The following is an 8490-nucleotide window of genomic DNA, read 5'->3' as shown; positions in this document are numbered from 1 at the left end:
ATCGGGGGGAGGGCGTCGAGGTGCCAAGCCGCCCTGATCTTCTGGAGGGTGGACCGGGCCAGGGCATCGGCGGTCCCGATCTCGTGCTGGGCCCGTGCCAAGGCGGGGAAGGAACCAGGGTGACCGGGCTGCGACGCCCGCGTGATGAGCTCCTTCGACAGCGTCGCCGAGAAGATCGCCGACACCGTGTCCAGGTAGTAGGCCCGGTTCGCGAGCGTCATGCCGAGCCGCGCGCCATCGGGCAGCATGGCGGCGTGCTCGGCGATCCGATCCCCGAGCTCGCGCAGACCTCCCTGCTCGGCGACCAGGTCCGCGCGGAAGAACCGCAGCAGCTCCTCGGGAGCCGCCGCCCCGTTCCCCGCGCTGTTGGCGGTCCTGGCCAGCTCGCGTTCGACGAGTGCGGCGGTGATCTCGGCCAGCGGGCGTGATCCGCTGGGGGTGACGAGCGCGACCGCCGCCCTGGCGGTGCGCAGCAGCTCGCGCGGCATGCCGCCGGACAGGCAATAGAACAGCGCCGCGAACGGCTCGGGCAGGCCGATGACCCTGGTGTCCAGCAGCTTCACCGCGGTCCGGTAGCCGAGCGGCTCGACCCTGACGACCTCGTCGATGGCGCTGTCGAAGGCGTCCCTGCGGCCGGTCGTGGCCAGCTCCGCCTCCTTCAGCGCCTCGTCGGAGACGGACAACACGAACAGGCAGTGCGGCACGTCGAAGACGACCTTGAGCTCGTTGAGGAAGTCGCGGGCGCTGCTCACCGGCATGATCCGGTCGAGCTCGTCGACGGCGACCACCAGGCGCCGGCCGGGCCGGGCCGCGGCGAGCTCCTTCCCCACCACGGCCAGGAAGTCCGTGAGCAGCTGCACGATCTCCGGGTAGGACAGCGGCTGGCGGGCGTGGCTCGTGCCGCGTTTGACCGACAGGGTCCAACTGCCCCAGCCGCCACCCGCGGTCACCTCCCCCGAGGTGGTGCGCAGGAAGCGGATGTGCTGCAGATGCTTGGCGGCCTCGGCGGAACACTTCAGATCGGCGGTCACCACGCGCTCGCAGAGCTTGGCGAACAGGTGCAGCATGAACTCGCGCCGGTCGTAACTGACCGGTGCGGTCAGCTCAACGGCGAGCTTGGCGTCCTCGCCGCCCGTGCAGAACGCCTTGAGCAACTCGGTCTTGCCCACGCCGCGCGGCCCGGCCAGGGCGATGCTGCCGCCGTCCATGCCGCTGCTGATCAGGAGGAGCCGGTGCTCGGCGGGGGTGGGCACATGCCAGTCCAGGCCGCGGACGCGGCGCAGGCCGGGCACGGGACCGAGGCTGAGCGCGGTGGCGTACCTCCGGGCCGCCTGCTCGCTCATCTGCTCGCTGATCCGGGCGCGCAGGAAGCCCAGCAGGCTCGCGTACAGCGAGGTTTCCCAATCGTCGGCCAGGCGGCCGAGGTGGATCCGCTCGTCGAGATCCGAGCCCTTGGCGGAGGTGTCGCCGAACGAGAGCAGGAACGACAGGAAGGCCAGCACGAGACCGACCGCCGCACCGCCGGCGACCGGCCATTCCCACCCCAAGCCTTCTCCCGGCCCTGGTAGCCGCTGGTGGACGAAGTGCCAGGCGACCTGCTCGAGACCGGTGCCGAGGGCCGTGAACACGAACAGCGCCATCGTCATCGCGCCCGCCAGCATGCTCCCGGCCATCTGACCGTCGCGGGCGCCCGACTGCTTCGCCCGCACGCCCGGCGAGAGCAGATGAATCAGCCAATAGGTGACGACGCCGGCAATCGCGCCCAGGACGACGATCGCCGCGACGGAACTCACGCTGTTCTGGACGACGTCACCGAGGGCGGCGGCGCGGCGTTCGGCCTGCGCGTCCCCGAGCTCCACGCTCCAGCCGTACGCGACCCCCGCCGCCAGGATGACCAGCGCTCCCGTGCTCGCGGAGACCACTGTCCGGCCCTTGCGCCGCCGGCGCCTCCGCTCCTGGGCCTGGTGTTCCGCGGCGGCTCTGCGGTATTCCTCCTCCGCGGTGCGCACCTGGCTCATGATGAGTGTGCGCTCTGCCAGCGCCGCGTCGCGGAGATCTTCGGCGGAGGGCGCGTCCGGCTCTTTCAGGCTGGCCAGCAGCTCGGGCTCGTCCAGCGCACGCGTCAGGAGGTCGGCGAAGACTTTGTCCTGCTGTTCGTCGGTCAACGACGGGGCACCTTCTCCTCGATGATGACCACAGCATGATAGGGGAAAGATCAGTTCTTGATGCCGGTGAGCGTGACCCCCTCGATGAAGTAGCGCTGCAGGACGAAGAAGAGCGCGATGATCGGCGCGATCACCGCCGCGGACGCCGCCATGAGGTAGCCCCACTGCGTCAGGTACATGCTCTGGAACGACGCCAGCCCCAGCGACAACGTGTAGTTCTCCTCGCTCTGCAGGTAGAGCAGCGGACCGAGGAAGTCGTTCCAGGTGCCGATGAACGTGAAGATGGTGACCACGATGATCGCCGGCTTGGACAGCGGCATGACGATCGTCCAGAACACCCGCCACGGTGACGCCCCGTCGATGTAGGCGGCCTCGTCCAGCTCGAAGGGGATCGTCAGGAAGAACTGCCGGAGCAGGAAGATGTTGAACACTCCCCCGCCCGCCCCGGCGAACCAGCTCGGCACGGTCAGCGGCGCGATCGTGTCCAGCGCGCCGAGCTCCTGCCACATCACGAACGTCGGGATGAGGGTGACCGCGTACGGCAGCATGACGCCGCTGAGCAGCAGCGCGAACACCACGTTGCGGCCGCGCCAGCGCAGCCTGGAGAAGCTGAAGGCGGCCACCGCGCAGGTCAGCACGGTCCCCAGGACGCTGATGACGGCGATGACGAGGGTGTTGACGAAGTAGCGGCCGAAGGGCTGCGTGGTCAGCGCCTCGCTGAAGTTCGACCACTGGAACGGGGCGGGGATCCACTCCGGCGGCGAGACGAACATCTGCGCGTCCTGCATGAGCGCGCTGCGCACCAGCCAGACGAACGGCAGCAGGGTCGGCAGGGCCCCCGCCACCAGCGCCAGGTAGAGCAGGATCCGGCCGTACCTGCGGGGTTTGCGCAGCCCCTCAGTCGGGGCAACCCCGCGGGCGCCGGTCCGGTCCGGGGCCGCCACGGCGGTCATCGTGCACCTGCCATCTCGTAGTAGACCCAGCGGCGGGCGTTTCTGAACATCAGGAACGTCACCACCATGATGATCATGAAGAGGGTCCAGGCGAGGGCGCTGGCGTAGCCCATCTCGCTCTCGGTGAACGCCTTGCGGAACAGGTAGTAGACGTAGAAGAGGGTGGCGTGGTTGGGGCCGCCCTCGGTCATCACGTACGCCTGGTTGAACACCTGGAACGTGCCGACCACGCCGACCACCAGGTTGTAGAAGATCGTCGGCGTCATCATCGGCAACGTCACGTGCCAGAAGCGCCGCCACGGGCCGCCGCCGTCGATCGACACCGCCTCGTACAGGTGGCGCGGCACGCCCTGCAGCCCGGCCAGGAAGATCACCATGGTGTTGCCGAAACCCCAGGTGCTCATGATGATCAGCGACGGCACGGCGGTGGACTCCGCGTAGATCCACTGCGAGGCGGGCAGCCCGCCCTGCCGCAGCAGCGAGTTGAGCAGCCCGAAGTCCGGATTGAAGATCCAGATCCAGAGCACGACGTTGGCGATCGCCGGCACCAGCGTCGGCAGGTAGAAGATCGTCCGCCACACCGCCAGGCCGCGGACCTTCTCGTTGAGCAGCATGGCCACGGCGAAGCTGACGATGAGCACCAGCGGGACCGAGCCGAGCGTGTAGTACGTGGTGGTGGTCAGCGACTTCCAGAACAGCTCGTCGCCGGCCATGGCGGCGTAGTTGTCCAGCCCGACGAACGACGGGCTCGCGCCGATCGTCCAGTCGGTGAAACTGAAGAAGGCCGAGGCCACCATCGGGCCGATCGTGAAGATCAGGAACCCGAGGATGGCCGGCATCGCCATGAGGATGCCCCAGCGGGTCTCCAGACGGCGCATCAGACGTCCTGGGTGTGGTGCCAGCCCTGCAGCATGCTGGTGATCTTGGGCGCGGCCTCCTTGAGGATCTCGGCGGCCGGGCGCTTGCCGGTCTCGAGCTCCTGCAGGGCGGGGGTGAGCACGTCGCTGGCGATCGCGGACATGTTCTTGACCCGGTTGCGGAAGTCGGGCACGCCGTGCTGGCGCGTGTAGTCCACGACGGCCGTACGGAACTCCGGCGGGTGCTCGGCGTTCTTGGTCCAGGAGTCGATGGCGGCCTGGTCCTCGTAGTACTTCTTCTCCTGCGGCATCCACAGACCCTGCTTGAACAGGTCGACATAGCGGGGGTCGTTGTGGAAGGCGAACAGCTCCACCGCCTCCTGCTCGTGCTTGCTCCCGGCGAACACCGCCGACGCGCCGGCCACCTGGGTGGCGGTGAACGGCTCCTGGTACTTCGGCAGCACGCCGATGCCGTAGTCGACCTTGCTCTCGTTCATGTCGAGCAGGCTCCAGTGGCCGTCCACCACCATCGCCACGCGCTTGGTCTTGAGCAGGATGTTGGTGCCGGGCACCTCGTCGCCGGTGGCGGCGAGCTGGCCGGGGCCGGGCGCGACCCGATGCTTGTAGATCAGGTCCTGCAGGTTCTGGAAGACCTCGATCGCCTCCGGCGAATCCAGCGTGCATTTCTTGCCGGACTCGTCGGCGATGTCGCCGCCGTTGCTGCGCAGGAAGCCGTACCAGGCGGCGCCGTACGTGATGCTGCTGGAGATGCCGAACTGCTTGATCTGCTTGGGGTCGAAGCCGGACTCGTCCGGGCGCTTGCCGCTCTGGTCGAGGGTGAGCTTGTAGGCGTTCTCGACGAACTGGTCCCATGTCCAGGCGGAGGCCGCGTCGGCCGGCGGCGTCACGCCCGCCGCGGCCACGGCGGACTTGCTGAACCACACCATCATGGACTCGTTCGCGGTCGCGATGCCGTGCAGCTTGTCCGGGCCGCTCCACAGGTACGCCTCCGGCAGGTAGCCGGCCAGCTGCGGGTATTTCTGCAGGTACGGGAACAGGTTGACGAGCTTGCCCTGCTCGCCGAGGCGGAAGGACATCGACATCGGCACGTAGCCGGCGTCCGGCAGCTTGTTGCTGGCGACGAGCGTGTTGAGCTTCACGTCGTACTCGTCGGGGGTGAACAGCGGCTTGACCGTGACACCTGGGTTCTTCTGCTCGTACTGCTTGAGCATGCTCTCGACGGCCTTCTTCTCGAACGTCGAGCCCCAGAACATGAACTGCAGCTGCGTGCTCCCGGCGGGAGCCGAGCCGCCGCCGCTGCCGCAGGCCGCCGCCGCGGTGCCGAGGGCGGCGAGCCCGCCCAGCTTCAACAGATCACGTCTCTTCATCGGCGTGCTTCCTTACGCGAGGGGGATCCAGACACGCATCGCGCCACCGTCGCGGTTGTCCCACTGGAAGTAGGGGACGGCCGTCGCGGTCGCGCGGGTGCTGGTCGTCAGGGGGGTGTCGGTGTACGGCAGTCCGCCGCGCGGCTGGCTGAGGGTGCGGGCGGCGTCGATCTCGAGCAGCACCGTCCGGCCCACGCCCTCGATCTCGCGGGCGACAGGGCGCGGCACGGCGTCGGGGGCGATCGCGAGGTCGTCCACCTCGACGCCCTCGGGCTGGTCGGCCTGCTCGAAGCAGTAGACGAGCGGGCCGCGCTGCAGCGCGACGCTGCCCCGGACCGCGTCGATCCTGTGGTGGGGGCGCATGAGCCTGGGCGTCAGGTCGAGCCGCAGCTCGACGGTGTCGCCCGCGTGCCAGGCGGCGCGGCGGATGCGGAAATATCCGTCTTCGCCGGCCCGCGCGGGACCGTCGTCGACGTACGTGGACTCGCTCCAGGACGGGATGCGCAACGCGAGCTCCCAGTCGCCCTCCGGAGCCTCCTCCACGGTGACGCGGACGACGCCGTCCCACGGGTAGCCGGTCTCGACGCGCACGCGGGCGCCCGCCGCCTCGATGTGGCCCGCCGCGTACTGGTGCAGCTGGAGGCCGGAGGAGGTCTCGGTGGCGAGGTAGCCGCCGAGCGAGGCCACCAGGCGCATGATGTTCGGCGGGCAGCAGGCGCAGGCGAACCACTCCCTGCGCCGCCCCAGGTAGGCGTCCTCGACGAGGTCGTCCCTGCGCTGCAGCGGGTTGACGTAGAAGAAGCGGGTGCCGCCGGCCGAGGTGGAGGCGGCGAAGGCGTTGTAGAGCGTGCGCTCGATCAGGTCCGCGTACCGGCCTTGGCCGGTGGCCAGCAGCAGCCGCCAGTTCCAGTGGATGCTCGCGATCGCCGCGCAACTCTCGCTGTAGGCACGGTCCGACGGCAGCTCGTAGCGCTCGCCGAACGCCTCGCCGTCGTGGCGCGAGCCGTGGCCGCCGGTGATGTACGTCTTGGTGGCGACCATGTCCTCCCAGCGGCGCACCGAGCACTCCAGCAGCGACTCGTCTCCCGTCTCCAGGTAGACGTCGACGACACCGGCGTCGAGGTAGAGCTGGCGCACGGCGTGGCCGACCGCGGTGTCGGCCTCGCGTACCGGCAGGTGGTCCTGGGCGTAGAGCATCCCCATGCCGCTGTCGGCGATCAGGCCCTTGCCGCGGTTGTCGATCAGCTTGGCCGCCAGGTCGAGATAGGCGCGCTCGCCCGTCAGCCGGTACAGCTCGACCAGCGCCGTCTCGACCTCCGCGTGGCCGTCGATGCCGTCGTTGCCGCCGGTCAGGAACACCTCGACGAGGTGGTCGGCCAGGCGGCGCGCGATCGGCAGCAGGCTGTCGCCGACGCCCGCCCGGGCGGCCGCCACCGCGGCCTGGAACAGGTGGCCGGCGCAGTACATCTCGTGGCTGTACTCCAGCTCGGCGTAGATCTTGTCCGGCTTGACCACCTGGTAGTGCGAATTGAGATAACCGTCGGACCGCTGCGCCCTGGCCAGCACGGCCGACGCCTGCTCGACGAACGCGGCGTAGCCGGGCTCCGGGGCGCGGGCGTGCTCCCACGAAACGGCCTCGAGTTGCTTGTAAAGATCGGAATCCTGGAACCGGTACCCCTGAAAGGGCCCATCGCCCTCCCCCGCCCGAGCTCCGGCACGCCGGAGGTTCGGCAGCGCTCCCGAGCGCTCCATCTGCTCCAGGCCCAGCGGGATGCTCGCCTCGTGGTTGATCTCCTGCCACCGAGCGAGCGGCCCGCCCGTGATGACGGCGTCCCTGACACCGATCGGCCGCAACACGGCCCGGCCTGAGGGTACGGCGGGACCGGGGATCTGCTGCATTGAGCTCCTGACCTCTGGGTGAGAAAACTTGGGAATAGGTTTGCTCAATCGGAGAGTAAGGTGTGATACATCACTGGTCAAGAGTAAGACTGTGCGTGTCATCTATGACCGCGAAAGGGGAGTCGGTTGGCCAACCCCTCGGAACGGACGGCGAAGAGCATCACGATCAGGGACGTCGCGGCCGCCGCCGACGTGTCGATCGGCACCGCGTCCAAGGCGCTCAACGGCCGCGGTCGCATGCGCGACGAGACCCGCGGCCGGGTCCTGGCCGCCGCCGAGCGGCTCGGCTTCCGGCCCAATCCGCTCGCCCAGGGCCTGCTGGCCGGGCGCACGTACACGGTGGGCCTGGTGACGGGCGACAGCTTCGGGCGCTTCAGCATCCCGGTGATGCTGGGCGCGGAGGACGCGCTGGGCGCCGGGCAGATCTCGGTGTTCATGTGCGACACGCGCGACGACCCGATCCGGGAGCGCCACTACGTCGAGCGGCTGCTGGCCCGGCGCGTCGAGGGCATCATCGTCACCGGCCGGCGCACGGAGCCACGCCCGGGCATCGGCCGCGACCTGCCGGTTCCCGTCGTGTACGCCATGACCCAGTCCACCGACGAGTCGGACGTGTCGATCATCCCGGACGACGAGGGCGGCGGCGCGCTGGCCGCCCGGCACCTGCTGGCGACCGGACGCACCCGCATCGGGCACGTCACGGGGCCGCAGCGGTTCGAGGCCGCGCGGCGGCGGGCGCACGGGCTGACCACAGCCCTGTCCGAGGCCGGGCTCGAGCCGGCCGGGGAGGTCCTGTTCGGGCAGTGGAGCGAGGAGTGGGGACGGCAGGGCGCCGACGTGCTGCTGCACGCCGCGCCCGACGTGGACGCCGTCTTCTGCGGCAGTGACCAGATCGCCCGCGGGGTGGCCGAGACGCTGCGCGAGCGGGGGCGGCGGGTGCCCGAGGACGTGGCGCTGGTGGGGTTCGACAACTGGGAGCCGCTGGCGCTGGGCTGCCGGCCGCCCCTGACCACGGTGGACATGAACCTCGGCGAGATCGGGCGCCTGGCCGCCCGGCACATCCTCGACGCCATCGCGGGCCGGCCGTCCGGCGGCGGGGTGACGATCGTCCCCGCCAGCCTGGTGCTGCGGGAGTCGACCCGGCGTGCAACCTCCTGACGCCTTTACATTGTAGATTACGATTGACCGGTGCTGTGTAACACCTTACTGTGCGCGTGGGAAAAGGTAT

The 8490-nt window shown here is 69.5% G+C and carries 6 protein-coding genes; 1 reads left to right on the top strand and 5 read right to left on the bottom strand.

The window, feature by feature from the left end:
* The 5 genes from ETD86_RS01800 to ETD86_RS01780 all read right to left on the bottom strand — a co-directional run.
* A partial coding sequence (locus tag ETD86_RS01800; protein ID WP_211369758.1) for a P-loop NTPase fold protein occupies positions 1–2165 on the bottom strand: 2165 nt, incomplete at its 3' end.
* Positions 2166–2215: 50 nt separating this feature from the next.
* On the bottom strand, positions 2216–3118 hold the full coding sequence (locus tag ETD86_RS01795) for a carbohydrate ABC transporter permease (RefSeq protein WP_138664287.1): 903 nt from the start codon (positions 3116–3118) through the stop codon (positions 2216–2218).
* A complete protein-coding gene (locus ETD86_RS01790; RefSeq protein ID WP_138664286.1) occupies positions 3115–3996 on the bottom strand; it encodes a carbohydrate ABC transporter permease in 882 nt (293 codons plus the stop codon). Before ETD86_RS01790 ends, ETD86_RS01795 begins: the two co-directional genes overlap by 4 nt.
* Complete coding sequence (locus ETD86_RS01785) at positions 3996–5363, bottom strand: ABC transporter substrate-binding protein (RefSeq protein ID WP_138664285.1); 1368 nt, start codon at positions 5361–5363, stop codon at positions 3996–3998. The genes ETD86_RS01790 and ETD86_RS01785 overlap by 1 nt, the downstream gene beginning before the upstream one ends.
* A gap of 12 nt (positions 5364–5375) precedes the next feature.
* The gene (locus ETD86_RS01780) at positions 5376–7262 is read right to left on the bottom strand and encodes a glycoside hydrolase family 127 protein (RefSeq protein ID WP_138664284.1); all 1887 of its coding nucleotides are present in this window, start codon (positions 7260–7262) and stop codon (positions 5376–5378) included.
* Between the two features lie 126 nt (positions 7263–7388).
* Here ETD86_RS01780 and ETD86_RS01775 point away from each other — a divergent pair, with 126 nt between their 5' ends.
* On the top strand, positions 7389–8420 hold the full coding sequence (locus ETD86_RS01775; protein WP_138664283.1) for a LacI family DNA-binding transcriptional regulator: 1032 nt from the start codon (positions 7389–7391) through the stop codon (positions 8418–8420).
* The last annotated feature ends 70 nt before the right edge of the window (positions 8421–8490 follow it).

The sequence above is a fragment of the Nonomuraea turkmeniaca genome, assembly GCF_005889735.1.
GTDB classification, from domain to species: domain Bacteria; phylum Actinomycetota; class Actinomycetes; order Streptosporangiales; family Streptosporangiaceae; genus Nonomuraea; species Nonomuraea turkmeniaca.
Note: the sequence above shows the minus strand (reverse complement) of the source record. Positions and strands in the feature narration are given on the sequence as shown.

What these genes read in the sequence shown, in the direction of transcription:
- ETD86_RS01785 (WP_138664285.1), bottom strand. Translation starts at nt 5,363, where the DNA reads ATGAAGAGACGTGATCTGTTGAAGCTGGGCGGGCTCGCCGCCCTCGGC.
- ETD86_RS01795 (WP_138664287.1), bottom strand. Translation starts at nt 3,118, where the DNA reads ATGACCGCCGTGGCGGCCCCGGACCGGACCGGCGCCCGCGGGGTTGCC.
- ETD86_RS01780 (WP_138664284.1), bottom strand. Translation starts at nt 7,262, where the DNA reads ATGCAGCAGATCCCCGGTCCCGCCGTACCCTCAGGCCGGGCCGTGTTG.
- ETD86_RS01790 (WP_138664286.1), bottom strand. Translation starts at nt 3,996, where the DNA reads ATGCGCCGTCTGGAGACCCGCTGGGGCATCCTCATGGCGATGCCGGCC.